Genomic DNA, 17,331 nt, shown 5'->3' on the forward strand with positions numbered 1-17,331 from the left:
TATTAAAGATAAATAAAAACAAAAAATGCCAGAATAAAAATAAAATAAAAAAACAAGAAATAAAATCTTCCTTATATTATCTATACTTAACTAAGCAACATCACTCATCATAAGCAAAAAACAGTATATAAGATAATTAAAAATAAAAAATTCAGTTTTTTTAATCTAAAAATTTAAAATCATTGGTTTTATAAACCAAAGAATTCCACTTTACATATCTTGAAGATCTTTAAACCTTGTCTAAGCTTAAAAAGCCAGTCAATTCTGACTCGCCAAAAAAAATCACTTATTTTAATTAATCGAGAACCTCGATGGGGTTAATTATGCCTAGACATATACTTTCTCTATCAATACTGTCCTTATCCGTGTTATCTGGCTCAGTAATTGCTGCCACAAATAGCCCTGGAGGTATTATTTCTTTCTCCGGTGCAATTAGTGATACTACCTGTACGATTAATGGTAATAACAGCGCTGATATGTCGATTGCTTTAGATCCGATTATATCTTCTGATGCAGGAACAACGGCAAGTACAGTTATTACAAAAAACCAAAAAGCCTTTGGGCTTACCTTTTCAAACTGTGCAATTGTTGGTGGAGGTACGCCAGCAGGGACATTAAAACTTCACTTCTCTTCAAGTAATATTTCGCCTTCAGGCCTGTATTTAATGAATACAACAGTGAACGAAAATGATCCGGCCGTTGCTCGTAACGTGGGCTTTAGCTTGTCACAGACGGGATCACCAACCGTTGCTATTCCATTAAATACGACCTTTGATACTCAGTTAACCGCAGCCAATACCACTTCAGCTGCGGGTGCAACATTGAACTTAATTGCTAGCTACTACAAAACAAATGCGACTGCCGCATCTGTCGGTGCGCTGCAATCAAACGTTGTTTATACCGTTTCATATCTATAACAATAAACTCAAGCTAGGTTCCTCTGAACCTAGCTTTTAGTGAGAATTTATTATGAAAATAAAATTATTATTCTTACTTCTTTTATTATTTTCTAAAGAAACATTTTCAAACGTTATTATTACAGGAACAAGAATTATATATCCTGAAGATGCACAAAGCATGTCCGTGCAATTAACTAATAACAGTAAAACACCGTCATTAGTTCAATCTTGGATTGATGATGGCAATATAAACTCAACACCTGAAAATTCAGATGCACCGTTTTATCTTTATCCTCCTATTATCAAAATAGAGGGTTTTCAAGGTCAACAATTAAAAATTAAAAAAACAGATAGAAAACTTCCAGATAATGTTGAAAGTATTTTTTATTTAAATGTCCTAGATATTCCTAAAGCGCCAGATTCAATGAAAGGGAAAAATGTCATTCAATTAGCGGCGCGTTCAAGAATAAAATTATTTTATCGACCTAAGGGATTAACTGAATCACCTGAAAATATCACGGACAATATTAATTACCAGCTAAATAATAACGGTATTGTCGTGAATAATAATTCCCAATACCACTTTACAATTGCTGCTATTACAACGCCTGAAGATAAAAAAACAACGCTTGTTGATTCAGAGATGGTTCCACCCCACACATCCAAAACACTGCCGTTAAAAAAGCAGTTAAAAGGTAACAATCTTATTCTGACTTATGTTGATGACTATGGTGTTTTCAAATCTAAAAACCTTCAGCTTTAACAGAAGAAACCATCATGAAAAAAGAACATTATCTCTACATCCTTATTTTAATAGGGCTACAGACTTATCTAAAAAATGCATTTGCAGATGAATTCGATACCTCCCTTTTGGTGGGTGAATCTGCAAAAGGAGATATTTCTCGTTTCTATTCGGATGGACAAATTCCAGCGGGCAAACAACTTGCGGACATCTATGTTAATCAGGTTTGGAAAGGACAGTTTGACATCAATGTTGAAGATAATGGTAAGCAAATCAGCATTGCGCAAAGTGATGTCCCTAAGCTCGGTTTAAAAACCACACCTAACCAAACAGATCAGACTGAAGATAACGCATATGTTCAACTCAGCTCACTGGCACCCAATTTACATTACCAATTTAAAATCAGCGAATTACGACTAAACATTACAGTTCCACAAGTGTCGATTAAACAATCTGAATCTGGTTATGTCGATCCCAGCTTGTGGCAACATGGCGTGCCAGCCATTATTTTTGCTTATAATACAAACTATTACACTTATAAAGAGAAGAAACACGAAAAGAGAAATAATGAGAATTTCTATGCCACCCTCAACTCGGGTGTCAATTTAGGTGCATGGCAATTTCGTGATGAATCCAGTTATCGCTATTCATCCCATGGCTCGCAAAAATGGCGCAATAACACCCGCTATGTATACCGCCCAATCAGCCAGATTAACTCAGGGCTGAAGGCTGGCGATTTTTATACACCAACGGCGCTATTTAATAGCATCCGTATGCGAGGAATAATGCTCGCAACGGAAGTGGGTATGTTGCCAAACTCAAACCAAAACTTTGTGCCGATTATTCGGGGCGTCGCACAAACCAACGCCTTAGTCAGCGTTTATCAAAATGGGTATTTGGTCTATCAAGAAAACGTGCCGCCAGGTGAATTCGCATTTAACGATATTCAGCCTAGCGCGGGAAGCGGTGATTTATTGGTGGTAATACAAGAAGCGGATGGTCGAAAAGAATCATTCTCTGTTCCCTACTCCGCCGTACCCGACATGCTTAAAGAGGGTGTTTCCAACTATAACATTCTTGCTGGGCAAGCAAAAATCGACAATACCTCATACCAACCTAAATTTATTCAAGGTGAATATCATTACGGCTTGAATAACTTAGTGACGCTCTATTCCGGCGCTCTACTCAGTGAGAAATATTATTCCGCCGTCATTGGAAGTGGTTGGAACTTTCGCTTTGGTGCTATCTCCGCAGACGTCACTCATGCCAAAACTAAATTGGATAGTGGAGATAAGAGTGGTCAAAGCTATCGTTTAACCTACAGTAAATTTATTGATGCCACTTCGACCAGTTTAACGCTCGCCACATACCGCTATTCCACTAGCGGCTACTATAGCTTTGTCGATTCAATTTATTCTCATGATAACTATAAAGCCTGGCAGCGATATCAAGACGAAAATACCAACCAAATTGGCAATAATAATAACAATTCCGATCTCTCGCTAAGTAACTTCGATGCCTTACGAGGCTCACGGGCGAAAAATACCTTCACCGTTAACTTGAATCAGCAACTTGGCGACAATTATGGCTCTGTTTTTGTTTCTGGAACCCATCGTGATTACTGGAATACTCACGGCAGTAGCCGAGAATATCAAGTTGGTTATGCCAACAACTACAACGACATTTCCTACAACGTATCTGTATCACGGGTGCGTAATTATGATAATAAAGAAGAAACCCGCGTTTATATGAATATCAGCGTTCCCATTAGCCTATTCGAAAAACGCGCTAACGTGAGCTTAGGCAGCTATTTTACTGATTCTCACTATGAACAAACTGCCATGAGTGTCAGTGGCATCGCGGGGAAAGATAACCAAATTAATTACACCGTGACAGGCACGAATCAGTCTGGGGGTAACAATGTCCTCGGTGGAAATATTACCTATAAACACCCTTACACCACATTATCCGGTTCTTACACCGAAGCGAATGATTATCGTCAGGCAGGGTTAGGTGCCCGAGGTACCTTGGTTGCTATCCCTAACCATATCGCCTTATCGGGTGATACCGGGGATACCTACACCATCATTGATGCCCCAATGGCTAATAATATGATGGTCAATGACGATAAAACCACGCTAACCAATCAGCGCGGTGTGGTGCTCGTGACCAACAGCACCCCTTATCGCGCTAACTCTTATACCCTGTCTGATACCGAAAACACGGCTGGCGCTGAAGTGCTCGGAAATATGGCAAACATCAGCCCGTACCAAGGCGCAGTTAACTACATCAAGTTAGAAACAGACACTCGACAAACCTTTATTTTACGTGGTGAAAAAACAGATGGTCATAGCCTGCCATTCGGGACAGAAGTCGTCGATCCACAGCAGCAAAACATTGGATATGTAGGGCAATCTGGCGTGCGGTACCTTAAGAGTGAACAACTACCTTCAGCCTTACACATCAAGCTGAAAGGGGAAAAAGAGTGCGTCATTCATCAACCAATTAACACGATGGATAAAGGTAAAAACCGCTGTCAATAAAGGAACATCCAATGAAAAAAACCACATTGGCATTATTATTTTCCAGTTTACTTGCCGTCAGCCAGTATGCCTCTGCGAACTGTCGACAAGCGACAACAGTCACGGCGTCCCCGATTACGTTTGATATATCAAACGATTTAAGCAACTCATCGACTGTCGTGGCCAAAGACTCTCGAACCATATTTTCCGGGACATTTACTTGTACCAATAATGGACTACTCCCTAATGTCGTTGGTATTGCCTCACCATTTCAAGGTCGCAAAGCAACGGTGGGATTTAATGGAGGTAAACAATTAGTCGAAGTGACCGTCACCAAATTAGAAAAAAACAATGTGTCAAACCTATCTGTCGGTTCTCACAATGCCAATGAACTCAATGTAAATTTCACCATACAATTTACCCTTGTGACCGTCAAACCGAGCTCAAATTATGTTGAAATTGCAGGAAGCAGTATAACCATTAACCCCGTTGTTTTTGCTTCGGATGCATCCACTTTAGGTCTTGTACAATGGCTTATTGATGTGGTGACCAGACTCCTCGCGTTTTTGCTTGGACTCAATTGGACCACTCAACCTGATGATATTTACTTACAACCCGTTCAAGTCACCTATAACCCAATCACCACCACGTGTAACTTTGCTAACCAAGGGTTAGTGGTGACTCTGCCCCCCGTCAGTATCAGTACCGTCAAATCAGCAACACGCGCGGGTTATACGCCCTTTAATCTCAATTTTACCTGTCAAGATTTTCTGGCAGGAGGTAATGCATCAAGGGACATCAAGATTTTCTTATCCAGCAGCAGCTTACTCGCAACAGATAAAACCACCATGAATAATACTGCCAGCCAAGGCGCCGCAGGTGTAGGTTTCCGATTGGTCACTGCAAGTAATCCCACCAACCCAATTACCCTCTCCGATAGCGTGGCTGCACAAAATACCGCAACGTCTATTTTCACTGTGGCAAAAGGGAGTCCTATTTCCCCATCATTTACCCTCAACATGGGGGCTTACTATTACCCTTATACCCCTGCTATCGTGACGCAAGGCCCTGTATCCAGCACCGCAACGGTGGTCATGTCTTATAATTAGAAGGATGAAAAAATGCGACATATTCAAGGGATTATTTACAGTTTAATGTTGCTCCTTCTCAGCTCACAGACGCACGCGAGCTTAATACTCAAAAAAACGCGTTTGATTTACTTAAGCGACCAAAAATCTGCCAATATTCAAACCATTAATGACAGTGAACAAGCAAGCTTAGTACAGAGTTGGGTTGATGAGGGCAATATCCATTCCACCCCTGAAACAACAGAGGCGCCGTTTATTGTGACGCCGCCGGTGACCAAAATCGCCGCTCATGATGGCGCGCAATTACGGATTCGATTTATTGGTGGGAATTTACCGCAAGATAGAGAATCTGTTTTTTACCTGAATGTACTTGATATCTCGCCAAAACCTCAAAACAAAGAAGGCATGAATATTATTCAGTTAGCGCTACAAATTCGTATCAAAGTTTTTTATCGACCCGCAGCGCTTGCCAGTGGCGTAGAGTCATTTATCAATAACGTGAGTGCCTCACATTCCGAGAATCAGCTTTCAATTAAAAATCCTACCCCTTATTTTTTGAATATTTCACAGCTCTATTATGAAAATAGCCAAAATACCCCCATCGCGAAAAGCGTTATGATCCCACCGTATTCAACCGAAAAGCTAGAAGGGAGTCATCGGCAAAATGGTAAACTTATTGCGGTGTATATCAATGATCAAGGTAGCCTCGTAAACCATACAATGAGCATCAATTAGGTACCGAGCCGAGTTAGGGTAAACATTTCCTACTGAGCCAACTTTTGAAAAACCGCCAAAGGCATTGGAATTTCAGCCAACCACGTAAAACATGTGGTTATATCAATAAAAATTGCCTATATTCGAAAAATAATGATGAATATTTGAATTTCAGCCATCGCGATTTCGACAAGAACACAACCAATGAGAAATATTCCACTTAATACTATTGATCACGTTCCACGCGATGTTTTAGCACTCGGTACCGACTACCTACCCAATGTGCTATTGAATTCCCACAAGCATCGACGCGCACAGTTTCTATATGGTGCCACTGGATTAATTGAGGTGAGCACTGAAGATGGTGAATGGGTGATCCCTCCCGATAGCGGCGTGTGGATCCCTCAAAATACCGCTCATGAAACGCGTATGCTAAATGTCAGCACCCGCAGTTTATATATCGAGCCTGCTGCCGCGCCCCGTAACAGTAATAAGTGTGAAGTCCTACGCGTCACACCGCTATTGCGTCAATTGCTCCTTGAAGCGGTTGATGTTCCGCTGGAATATGATCTCACTGGGCGCGATGGCGTGCTGATGCTGTTGATTCTCCATGAAGTGGCTCGGGCGGAACCCTTACCATTTTTCGCACCAATTCCTCGTGATGAAAGCCTCGCGACCTTATGCAAAGCGTTTTTAAAATCACCGCAAATAACCTCACTACCCCAAGATTGGGCAGCAAAATTACATAAAAGTGAGCGCTCGTTTAGCCGATTTTTTGGGGCGCAAACAGGCTTGTCGTTCTCTGACTGGCGACAACAAGCCTGTTTACTCAATGCAATTAGCCGGATCTCAGCGGGTAAGTCGATCACGGAAGTGGCATTCGATCTGGGCTATAGCAATGTAGGATCCTTCTCGACTATGTTCAAAAAATGGTTAGGACAGTCTCCCTCAAGCTTTATTCAACGTATTGAGCAATAGCGCTAATCCAGTGTGGCGATTAGCCACGCGGATCCTTGATAATCACCGGCTTGCGCATTTTCTCCCTGCAGGTGACTACTAATTTCAAACTCTTTCATACTGTGAATTTCGGCTTTGATTTCTTTACCAGATTGCCCTGTTTCAAGATCGGTGATCACCAATTCGCTGTAGATCGTATCGTTATCCCCATTCGTCATAGGTAAACGCTTTTGTGGATCGTCATCTTGTGTGTAATCCAAACGTAAACGCACTTTTGTGGAGGATTGAAAGAGACAATGATAAGTGACTTGACCGCTAGCACGGTTGTCATATTGCAGGCTGTTTAATTGCCCATGGCGTAAATTCAATACACTTTTTTCTCCACTGCTGGTACTGGTAGAACACTTTGCACCAATATTAATTTGTGATGCAGCTAGTCGTAGGGGAACTGAAGATTCATTGAGTGACCAACTATCATAAGGCGGTGCCACTTTTGGATTCGTAAATGCCCGTACATAGCCTGCTAAGGGCATTTCACTAATCACTAGCTGCCCATCAATAATCTGCTCTTTAATATAAAACGTCATCGTGATAGGAAAATGGTTATCAAACCTTGGAACATCAAATACAGTCTCCTCACTCGCCATTGAACAAACTCCAGAGCTTCGGTTGGTCCATTCCATCATGTCAGCTTCTACTGTCATGACTAAGTTGGCATTTAGCCGATAAGCTTTGAGTCCTCCGAGAGAAAACCCCGTTTCAGGCACATACATAAATAGCCGATGAAAAGCATTTGAAGGCAAAATTTGTGTACTGGTACTTCCCCAACGTCGCCCAATACACTTAACCAAACCTTTAGGTTCAGCACGGTTGCTATCGATGACAAAGGGTTCACCAACTTGGTAGTAGTTTTGACCATCAGAGCCGACGTCAGGGTGATCCGCCAGTGTACTGTTGTTATTCACCCGTATGGTATAACCGCCATTGGGATCAATGATTTGTGCGGCATAATCCGCTTTCGCCATCATTGACAATATAAGCCCACCAACCAAACTACATGCCCATGCTATGAGCCTAATCTTCAACATATTGGTTTTCCCACTAGTTATAAGTGACTGAAATCATCATTGCAGATGTGAATCTCCCTGCAGGGAGCTGGTTTAATGGTCGTGTATTCACCAACTGTGCTTGTAGGTCAATCCGGTGTTCGGTCGTACTTATGGGCTGAGGGGTGAGCGCCTGTAATTGATTTAATTCTAAAGGAATCGCTTGCCCATCAGTGACATCAAGAAAATGGATCCCCAGCCCTTTCGCACTGGTTGACAAAATATGTCTACCGAGATACTCCTCTGTTCCGTAGCCTTTCGGGTTGAGTAACACTGACAGCGTTTTTCTCCCTGAGCATCCACTGATATACACGGGAAAATCTTTGGTTAACGAAACCTCAGGAGCGCTATTGATTTCAACCACACCAAAATTAATTTGCAGCGGAGAGCTGCCATCTTCACTACGAACATGACAAGCCGGATCCACCATCGTCGCAGCGACATTCACTAAAACATCCCCATAAACTATTGGTGAAATGAGTAACAGCAAACCACACCAATAGTTTTTTACTTTATTGATTTGTTTCACTATTCATACTCCACGGAAAAAGTAACCCAACCAGAAAAATTCCCTGCATTGACGTAACCAAATGGGGGCTTACGCGCCACAACGCCAAATAATAGAGACTGCTCATCTTTCACCACTGATACATGCCCCACATCAATGGGTTCATCCCAAATAATCGGTTTACCTTCGCCGTCCACTAGACCGAGCACCACATCGCTATCACCTTGAGTAATAAGGTAACTATGCCCATCAATATCCACTAACTGCGTTCCATGCCACGTCATTTTGATTAACTTCCCCATGTCTGATTGCTGGCAATGGTCAATTTCAATGGAGAACGGTGTTATTTCGCTCACATCTCCTTGATTGAGAGACTGCATGCGTAACGCCTCAAGCTGAATCTCTTTTTTCACTGAACCCGCACTGACTTTGCAAGACAAATGAACCAATTCACCGCTAAACTCCACATCCAAAAACTGGGCATATCCTCGTCCAGAAAGGCTCCAAAAAAGCGGCGCAAGTAACCACCAAAATAGTGTTAGCTTATTCATAGCTCACCTCCAATCTCAGTAAATGAGCTGGATCGATGGTATTCGGTAGCTGCACTGTATTATTCCCATTCACCAAGTTAACAGAGGAATGAACCACTCTTTTCCCTGTCGCCGCATCCACCACTAACAACATTGCGGGTGTTTTTGCTCCACTGTCGCTTTCACTGAATGCTGAGCCAGCACCGCATTGAGTCAATACGGGCTTCTCCTTTACTGCTAAGCTGCATGGCGCATTAAATAACGTGGCATTAACCAAAAACCACCCCATGTGGGGGGATTCATAATGTGATTCAGTGGGTGGCACACTGCCTAAAAATTTATCGCCTAGCGCCCCCGTCGTCATTGCCATGGTGATAATTGCGCATCCTAGCCGGATCATTTTCATCCGATTTTCCCCCTCAATGTCTTCGTAAAATTACTGTTCTCCAGAGACGGTGCAGGTGTCTCCTTTGCAACGAAATGCCAATGTTGGCTTACCACCATAGTCATTGATGTAGGTCAGATACGGTGTTGTGAGTGAATGCGTGGTGATATCAAAAGTGGATTTTGGTGCCACCATGACGACTTCGAATGAGCTCTCTTCCGACTGTTTTTTACTATTACCAATGCCAATCACCGTTAAATTAAAGGGGGTGGTGTTATTCAAACGGTAGCCTTTCGCCGTTTTCAGTAAAGTGATGTTATGAGCCCATTTCGTCTGGGACATCTCTAGAATTTTTTCAGGGCGATAGAACAATTTCACCCGTGACTGGAGCGCAATTTGCAGAGTATTTTCTTCGGTAGATTTTGGTGGGACTTCCCGCAGATTAAAATAGAAAACCGATTCTCTATCATCAGGTAGCTGGCTCAATAAAGGTGTTTTACTCAAGCGTACCAAACTGTGGCTATTGGCTTCCACACGTTGTAATGGTGGAGTCGCAAGAATAGCGCCCTGGGTAAGTTTCTTGCCTTGTAAATCTTCAATCCAACTTTGCGCTAAATACGCCTCCTCAGGGTTATCATTGGAAATACGCACATTAATCGATTTTTCATTTCCCGGGAAAACAATGCGCGTTCGATCCAGTGTCACTGCACCGTAGGAAGCCTGTGACATAATCATTAGCAAGCTTATCAATGCAGCATAAATTGATTTAAAATTAAACATAATCAACCTCATAAGATAGGTACGATGAAATATTCCGTTATTTTTCACATGGCAATAACAGCATTGACGACGTGGTGTTTAACGAGTCAGGCAAAGTTAACTGGCACTGTTTTTGGCTGTGCCAATAGACCCATAAAGGCTCTTGTCTTACGACGCCAGCCAGCCACGTCACGCCATCCTCCCCCACAATTCCTAACTCTTGATTTGCCTCATTACGTACACTGGCACCAAAAGGTGGATTTTTGCCATTTTGTAACGTAATCACTGAGAACAATTTTTCGCCTTTCATAACAGGGAAGCTGCGATAGCCAATAGCACCTTTCGTCAATGTGATATCGCTGGTTGCATTCAATGCTTCAATGTCATCGGGTAATTTGCTGGTGTTGATGGAAGCCGTAGATTTACGGTAACTGTTCATATTTGGGAGCACCGCTAAGCCAAAACGGTTCGTTTTCGTCACCCCTTGATTCAGAGGAACACCACTTATGTCCGAGGTTTCGACCATAAGACGTGTATCCCCATGCGCAGAACGGTGTAACGCAATTCCTTTACCCGTTACCGTTATCCCACTCTTAATGGAGGCGCCAACACTACGATATTGATGCGGTACATAGCTGCCATTAACCGAGACGTTGGCATCTGAGAGGTCACGAGAATAAAAACCACTAAAACTCGTTTGGCTATCCATATCTTGACCATGGTTATATCCCATCGTCAGGCTATAGTTATCCCGCTCCCCATAACCGCTATACCCCACATTATGGTTATATTGGTTCTGTTTATTTGAGCGAGAATACAGCTCGGAGAACGTGAGGCTATGCCCACTGTATAGCGGGATGGTCAAATACAGGTTAATCGCATCATCTTCATAGCCATTACTTCGCTCGGTTCGCGTCGCAGAAAGTGCAATATTGCCGTTGTATTGAGAAAGAGATGGAAAACTGAGGCTGGTATTGGCATATAAACCATATTGAGTTTGAGGATCATCCTGCCAATAAGTGCTGTACTGATAATTTAATGACAGATTAAAATCATCAAAATATTTATTTAAATAAACTTGGTAGTTTTCCTTGGTTGCGCGAGGTGTCTGCCCCGTTCGATCCTCATCCATATACTGCATTAACGTGCGATATTCTTTGTCTGCAAAACGATAACCTGCAAAGGTAATATCTGTTCGTAAATCATCGAATGACTTTGCATAATTAAAACGATAAGAGCGCCCCTGTAAGTGCCCCTTGTCATCATCAGAATAATCAGCAAAGGATTGCGTAATATCTACAGCAACAGCCCCGAAAGAAAACAGATCTCGACCAATCCCTAATGCCGCGCTTTGATAATACGCATTAAGCTGAGTACCACCATAAAGCGACCACGCATTTGATACACCGTATGACAATTCACCACTAATGACGGGATCTCCCGTTAAATGTCGATTGTCATAACGTGTTTTCCCCACCGCAGCTTTATAATTTATCCGTCCAGGGCGCGTTAAATAAGGTAATGAAGCCGTACTAAGGCTAAATTTGTTCTCTTCCCCATTTTCTTCACGCACCTTCACATCTAACACACCACGGATCCCACTATCTAAGGTTTGAATACGAAATGGACCCGGTGGTACTGAAGTTTCTGAAATAATTCGGTCCTGACTACGCACAATAACAATGGCATTCGTTTTTGCGACTCCGATAATTTCAGGCGCATACCCCACCAGTTTTGGCGGCAACATGCGATCATCACTTTCAACGGCAATCCCCGTATACTGCCAAGAATCAAATACATCTGAATAAAAATTGTTCTCCCCTAAGGTGAGCAGTGCCGCGGAGTCCTTCAATGAACGAAATGCATATAACCGACTGAAATCAAAATTATGTTTCTCTTGCGAATAGACTCCACCATGCTGTTCTTGATAAGTCCCGCTAAAGTCTCCACGTAAACGCCAAGCACCAATATTGATCCCAGATGTCCCATTGCCAGATAAATAAATACGCTTATCCCCTTCGGTTTCTTTTGTTGCAGACACATTCGCGCTGTAATCCACAAACGCACCATTGATCCCTTCTTCCCAATACTTAGGCGGGATCCAATAAGGATCTCGATACTCCATCCACATCTGCGGGATCGTCATTTTCAGAGACATTGTGGGTAAATCGACTTTAGTTTGAACGCCTGAAAGTGCAGAAAAATTCAAACATTGGTCATCGCGAAACAGTGTGACTTTTTCCTCTGCTGATTTTTTGAGTCCCATTAATCCCAGCAACTGAGGTGCAAGACACACCTGTTGAGATAACGTTTTCTGTGTATTTTTCTCATCAAAAACAGCAATATCTCGAGGTTCCCCTAAGCGTTGACCATTCACAAAGACGGTCAAGATATAATCACCTGGTGGAACATATCCAGCGACAGAGAATTGGCTCATATCAATGTTACTAATATCTTCAGCATCTAATACATCTGTATTAAATTCAGCAGCATGCGCATTTCCGATCCCCATACTTAACGCTAATAAAATCGCCAGTCTTAGTTTGCTATGTTTGAACATCATGCCCTATACCACCCCAAATGCGACGAGTGTGCCCCTCTCGAAAGGAATTTCGAGATTATGTTTATTTGCAATTTATTGATAATCGATGAAAAAGCGGATTAATCCTTGATAGTTACCCGCTTGGATCGGTTCTCCTGTCAGCTCCAAACGTAAAAAGTACTGTAAAAAGAGCGTTTTCTCTGATTTATCATGCAGTAACACATTGTCTGACAAAGAATAATATTGACCCGGCACCAATGCATTTAAACGATTATCCAGTACCGAAACCCCAAGACCTCGTGAAGCTCCTTGCAAGACAAACCCATTAATGTGTTCCGCGGTTTGTCCCATAAAGCGAATAGACCACGTTTTAACATCAAGCGAAGAATAAAGACTTCCACAATCTCTTAACTCAAGAATGAAAGGTTGATTATGCTGTTCACGTTGCAATTTAGTCCCGAGCATCGTGATAGCTAGCGGCGAGAAATCAATCGTTTGGAACCTATTTTGCATCACAACCGAACACGGTGTCGCAATCACAATACCTTTGAGAGTTGCGCTTCCATTAAGCTCAATTTTTTTCTTGCTTTCAGCCCCTGAAATGACTGGGTATACCAGAATACTGACCATTATCAATTGTGCTAATTGGCGAGTGACCCATCGATAAACAATCACAGTTTCCTCCCTCAACTCAGTCGTAATACCGCCAGCGAATGCCAGCGGTAGACTCAGATGTTTACTGGTAAGTAATGCGGAAGTTAGTTACGGCACTAAATTTACCTTCAGCGACATCTTTATTCGTATCAATGGCTTTAGCTAATGCTTTGAACGTTAAAGTGTTATCACCCTTCTTATTGATAATACGGGAAAAAATATCTTTGGCTTTACCAAACTCAAAACCATCAATACCAATCCCCACGTTATTTGCATTGCCAGCAGACGTTGAGAGCAAGGTATTACCCGCATCCGCGTAATTTTGCCCTGTAAAAACCAGCTCCATACTTTTCACTACCGCAGGTGTTCCTGCGGCATCTTTGGTGTAATCTGAAAAATCACATCCCGTTAATTCAATATTAAAATCCACCTCCGCATTGCGACCATTCTCTAAGCCTCGACGAGAAAGCTGTCCAAAATCAATGGTTTGCTTCAAAGAAGACTGAGCAATATTGCAGGGCGAAGTCACAACTGTACCGATAAAATTCACCGTACCGGTATTCTCCGCCATAACACCAAAAGAAGTCGCCGATGCTGCCAGCAGCGTCATGGTTGCTAACTGATTAAGTTTCATAGAATGACTTTCCTTTCGTTTAAAGATGAGAGAAATACAAAACACCATTAAATAATTAATGGAGATAACAACATGTTAAATATCATTATTGGGTATTAAAGCTCATGTAATGCCCTGAACTTCAATTTATCGTAATATGAATATTTTGATTTTTTATCTTGAAATAAAAAATTATCTTGTAGTTTTATTTCTGCTACTTCATCTGAATAATTGGCTATAACTTTAAAAAAAAAGTCAGACCAATCTTTGCCTAATTTATTTAATATGGCATCAAGAGTTTCAATGCTCACACTCGTAATACCACGTTCATATCGGGATATTTGTTGTTGACTAATATGGAGCATCCTACCTAATTCCTCACCAGTCAGTGAACAATTAAGCCTAGCCTCCCTAATAAATGAACCAACCTCTTCACGTAGTCGATATTTGTTTTTCATAATATTAAAACCAAATTTAAATAGCTTTAATTTTATTTACTCAAAGGTAGCCATATCATTGAGTAAATAGTTAAATAAAAAATGGATATATCCAAAGTGCAGGAAATTAATTTATTAAAATATAGATACAAGAAATAAATCTGTAAATACGTTTATATCGATCGAAATTATATTATTTAATAGTTAATATCTATCAAATTAAGTTTATTGATCACCTTCAACCTAGGTAAAATTAAATACACTAATATTTATCAAATAGTTACATAATTACATATGTATTATATAATTATGTAACTATTTAAATACCCAATAATTAAACATACTAAAACCTGTAAAAAAACATCAATTACCTTTAATAAAAAGAAACTATTTTCATTTTTGATGATGACACTAAAAAAACGCCCAAAAAAGAACTTTCGTTTTAATTAAAAATATCAAAATTAAAAATACAATATTTAATTAAAAATAAAAAACAACCTAAAATTACACATTATATGCGTTACATAAATTCAACCCATAAGATTTAAAATATAATTTAAAAAAGAGCACTAAAAGGAAATCGAAACCTATCAATCAATCAATCATAAAAACCTATTTTATCCATATCATGCTAAAACTATACAAATGATGCATTTTTCATTTTTAAATATTAACTGAAATAAATTAATCCGTTAGGATAATGAAAAAAGGAGCCAATAATGCAAACTCAATTTTACAGCTACCAACCACAACAAGGTCATGGTCTTCCCCACGATCCTATTCCCTCATTGATCGCTCCTCGCCCTATAGGTTGGATTTCCACATGTGATAAGCAAGGTAGAACGAATCTTGCACCTTATAGTTTTTTCAATATCTTTAATTATTCTCCGCCTATTTTGGTCTTTTCCAGTGTTGGAAAAAAAGATTCTGTCACTAATGCAATCGAAACGGGAGAGTTTGTTTATAATCTTGCGACCCTCGAATTAGCTCAGCAGATCAACCTAAGCAGCGCCATGCTACCCCATGGAGAAAGTGAATTTGACCTCACGCAGCTTTCTACTTTGCCATCCACATTGGTGACTCCTCCACGTATTGCCCAAACACCCGTCTCTCTAGAATGTGTTGTCACCGAATATCAGCAATTAAAACGAGCAGATGGTAGCTTACTGGATACATGGATGGTCATGGGGGAAGTGGTCATGGTGCATATTGATAAAGCGACCTTGGAGCAAGGCCTGTATAACAGCGCACGCCAAAAACCGCTGATGCGTGCAGGAGGACCCGCTGATTATTATTGGATTGAAGAACAACAAAAGCTCGAAATGTATCGCCCTAAATAATCAATAGAGGCTAAGACCAGCACATATTACGCTGGTCTTAAAACCCATTATTTGGGTACGCAGGTATACACCCAAGCAGGTGGGAAATTTCGATATACCCGCTCTTTTGTAAATGAAAAATAACGAGAAAATAACCGCTCGCAACCTTGGGTATACTGAAATAGCACCAGCCTACCGTGATTCTTGAGCAAGCTTTGGCGTACCTTTTTCAAGATTCGCATACTGGTTTTTTTATGTAGAGACAAGAAAGGGAGTCCTGAAATAATCAGATCATAATCGCCACGTAAATATTCAGCTGAGCAAGGTTTAACTGTTACTCTAGGATCGTCAATTTGATTTAAAATAGCAATAAAATCACGATTAATTTCATAGAGCTCCAAACTCGATTTCTCAGGAATTTCATTTGCAATGTAACGCGTCATTACACCATTACCCGCACCGATCTCTGCAATTTTTATGCAATTTCTCCAATCTATATTGCTAACTATTGCATAGCATAACCAGCGAGATGATGGCATCACTGTTCCCATCGAGGCGGGTGATGCAATAAAATTTTTAATATAGAGTTGGTAATGATTTTTTTGAGAAAAAAACGATGCAATCATGCTTCCTCCTGAACTCGGAATACCTTTTCTATTTTCCTAAGTTGCCGTTCCACACTCGCTGCAAAATTTCGCATTTAGGCTGACGATACTGCGGCATTGTCGGCAGATTATTCCTTCCGCGTTTTGGCGGTCACCGTATTGATACCCCTCCCCCAGTTTTGCACCATACCCGTGCTTATCTTGGTAATTGTGTTTATCACGGTAATTGTGCTTATCACCGTTATTGTGCTTAGAATCGCTACCATGCCTTGAATTATTTTGATATTGGCCACCGTGTTTAGCGCCGCTGCGATGTTTACTGAGATTAAATAACCAGCTGAAAATTGACATAAAAGATATCCTCTACAGTTATTCTTCACACGAGTATAAACCTTAGAGCTAACTTCAAACACAACAGCAAAACTCAATAATTACAATAAAAAACCATTGATTACGTAAACTGAATTTCGCTGTTCTATACCAACAAAAATAGACTCAGCAGCCATGATTGAGCTTTACGATTTTAGCAATGATGTGCCATAGGAATTATCAATCACGCATAACCACTTGCCTTCAATCAGTTTAAAAACGTAGGTGCTTCTCGCGCCGTATTAAATTCGGTGCCATCCTGCATTTGTGCACTTAAAAGAGTCTCAGCGAGCACTAAGGCGCAGTCTTCACCAAAAATGACTTTCACCGCACCTTGGGAAACTTGCAGAGTATGATTAAAAAATTCTGCAATAGCAGAAAAGGCTTTCTGGAGGTCCTCTTTTCCATGGACATGTAAGCCATCTTTCACCACTAATGCGCCATTTTCAGAATAGAAATTCATTAAATAACTGAAATTTTCTTCTGTGATTGCACGATCTGCGCTGGCAATTAAGGCTTCAAGATCTTGGGTATGTTTTTGAGTATTATCGAGAAGATTCATTGATAGTTCCTTGTGGAGAG

General features: G+C 40.9%; 18 protein-coding genes and 1 pseudogene. 7 read left to right on the forward strand and 12 right to left on the reverse strand.

The genetic code is table 11. The features are described from left to right. The first annotated feature begins 323 nt into the window (after nt 1-323). The 6 genes from PSF16_RS06640 (at nt 324) to PSF16_RS06665 (ending at nt 6,943) form a co-directional block, all read left to right on the forward strand. Nucleotides 324-917 (forward strand): fimbrial protein, encoded by a 594-nt coding sequence (locus PSF16_RS06640; protein ID WP_006663314.1) that lies wholly within the window; start codon nt 324-326, stop codon nt 915-917. Nucleotides 918-969: 52 nt separating this feature from the next. After that, entirely contained in the window at nt 970-1,662 is a 693-nt protein-coding gene (locus PSF16_RS06645) for a fimbrial biogenesis chaperone (RefSeq protein WP_272688997.1), read from the forward strand. A 14-nt stretch (nt 1,663-1,676) separates the two neighbouring features. Next, complete coding sequence (locus PSF16_RS06650; protein WP_272688998.1) at nt 1,677-4,184, forward strand: fimbria/pilus outer membrane usher protein; 2,508 nt, start codon at nt 1,677-1,679, stop codon at nt 4,182-4,184. A gap of 11 nt (nt 4,185-4,195) precedes the next feature. Then, nucleotides 4,196-5,272: a fimbrial protein gene (locus tag PSF16_RS06655; RefSeq protein ID WP_272688999.1), complete on the forward strand. Its 1,077-nt coding sequence runs from the start codon at nt 4,196-4,198 to the stop codon at nt 5,270-5,272. A gap of 12 nt (nt 5,273-5,284) precedes the next feature. Further along, the gene (locus tag PSF16_RS06660; protein ID WP_272689000.1) at nt 5,285-5,986 is read left to right on the forward strand and encodes a fimbrial biogenesis chaperone; all 702 of its coding nucleotides are present in this window, start codon (nt 5,285-5,287) and stop codon (nt 5,984-5,986) included. Between the two features lie 183 nt (nt 5,987-6,169). Continuing rightward, nucleotides 6,170-6,943: an AraC family transcriptional regulator gene (locus tag PSF16_RS06665; protein WP_272689001.1), complete on the forward strand. Its 774-nt coding sequence runs from the start codon at nt 6,170-6,172 to the stop codon at nt 6,941-6,943. Nucleotides 6,944-6,945: 2 nt separating this feature from the next. On the opposite strand, the gene PSF16_RS06670 is transcribed toward PSF16_RS06665, so the two are convergent. The 9 genes from PSF16_RS06670 to PSF16_RS06710 all read right to left on the reverse strand — a co-directional run bounded on the left by PSF16_RS06670 (nt 6,946) and on the right by PSF16_RS06710 (nt 14,477). After that, nucleotides 6,946-8,010, reverse strand: coding sequence for an adhesin (locus PSF16_RS06670; RefSeq protein WP_272689002.1), 1,065 nt, complete (start codon nt 8,008-8,010; stop codon nt 6,946-6,948). Nucleotides 8,011-8,023: 13 nt separating this feature from the next. Next, a complete protein-coding gene (locus PSF16_RS06675; RefSeq protein WP_272689003.1) occupies nt 8,024-8,557 on the reverse strand; it encodes a fimbrial protein in 534 nt (177 codons plus the stop codon). After that, nucleotides 8,557-9,087, reverse strand: coding sequence for a fimbrial protein (locus PSF16_RS06680; protein ID WP_006663321.1), 531 nt, complete (start codon nt 9,085-9,087; stop codon nt 8,557-8,559). Before PSF16_RS06680 ends, PSF16_RS06675 begins: the two co-directional genes overlap by 1 nt. Beyond that, on the reverse strand, nt 9,080-9,472 hold the full coding sequence (locus PSF16_RS06685; RefSeq protein WP_006658276.1) for a hypothetical protein: 393 nt from the start codon (nt 9,470-9,472) through the stop codon (nt 9,080-9,082). The genes PSF16_RS06680 and PSF16_RS06685 overlap by 8 nt, the downstream gene beginning before the upstream one ends. Nucleotides 9,473-9,502: 30 nt before the next feature. Beyond that, a complete protein-coding gene (locus PSF16_RS06690; RefSeq protein ID WP_006663322.1) occupies nt 9,503-10,231 on the reverse strand; it encodes a fimbrial biogenesis chaperone in 729 nt (242 codons plus the stop codon). Nucleotides 10,232-10,268: 37 nt separating this feature from the next. After that, nucleotides 10,269-12,773 (reverse strand): fimbria/pilus outer membrane usher protein, encoded by a 2,505-nt coding sequence (locus PSF16_RS06695; RefSeq protein ID WP_272689004.1) that lies wholly within the window; start codon nt 12,771-12,773, stop codon nt 10,269-10,271. A 72-nt stretch (nt 12,774-12,845) separates the two neighbouring features. After that, nucleotides 12,846-13,427 (reverse strand): fimbrial protein, encoded by a 582-nt coding sequence (locus PSF16_RS06700; protein WP_006663324.1) that lies wholly within the window; start codon nt 13,425-13,427, stop codon nt 12,846-12,848. Nucleotides 13,428-13,488: 61 nt separating this feature from the next. Next, nucleotides 13,489-14,040 (reverse strand): fimbrial protein, encoded by a 552-nt coding sequence (locus PSF16_RS06705; RefSeq protein WP_006658272.1) that lies wholly within the window; start codon nt 14,038-14,040, stop codon nt 13,489-13,491. A gap of 95 nt (nt 14,041-14,135) precedes the next feature. After that, complete coding sequence (locus tag PSF16_RS06710; RefSeq protein ID WP_154601045.1) at nt 14,136-14,477, reverse strand: helix-turn-helix domain-containing protein; 342 nt, start codon at nt 14,475-14,477, stop codon at nt 14,136-14,138. 698 nt (nt 14,478-15,175) lie between these two features. Between PSF16_RS06710 and PSF16_RS06715 the strand changes: the two genes are divergently transcribed. Continuing rightward, nucleotides 15,176-15,796 (forward strand): flavin reductase family protein, encoded by a 621-nt coding sequence (locus PSF16_RS06715; protein ID WP_036959812.1) that lies wholly within the window; start codon nt 15,176-15,178, stop codon nt 15,794-15,796. 47 nt (nt 15,797-15,843) lie between these two features. Here the strand turns inward: PSF16_RS06715 and PSF16_RS06720 are convergent, their stop codons facing one another. From PSF16_RS06720 to PSF16_RS06730, 3 genes and pseudogenes are all read right to left on the reverse strand, one after another. Continuing rightward, entirely contained in the window at nt 15,844-16,401 is a 558-nt protein-coding gene (locus PSF16_RS06720) for a class I SAM-dependent methyltransferase (RefSeq protein ID WP_006663327.1), read from the reverse strand. A 36-nt stretch (nt 16,402-16,437) separates the two neighbouring features. Next, nucleotides 16,438-16,731, reverse strand: a complete 294-nt coding sequence (locus PSF16_RS06725; protein WP_272689005.1) for a zinc ribbon domain-containing protein — start codon at nt 16,729-16,731, stop codon at nt 16,438-16,440. Between the two features lie 164 nt (nt 16,732-16,895). Further along, a pseudogene (locus PSF16_RS06730) lies at nt 16,896-17,311 on the reverse strand (YybH family protein). Between the last annotated feature and the right edge of the window lie 20 nt (nt 17,312-17,331).

It is taken from the genome of Providencia sp. PROV033 (assembly GCF_028484855.1).
Classification (GTDB): domain Bacteria; phylum Pseudomonadota; class Gammaproteobacteria; order Enterobacterales; family Enterobacteriaceae; genus Providencia; species Providencia alcalifaciens.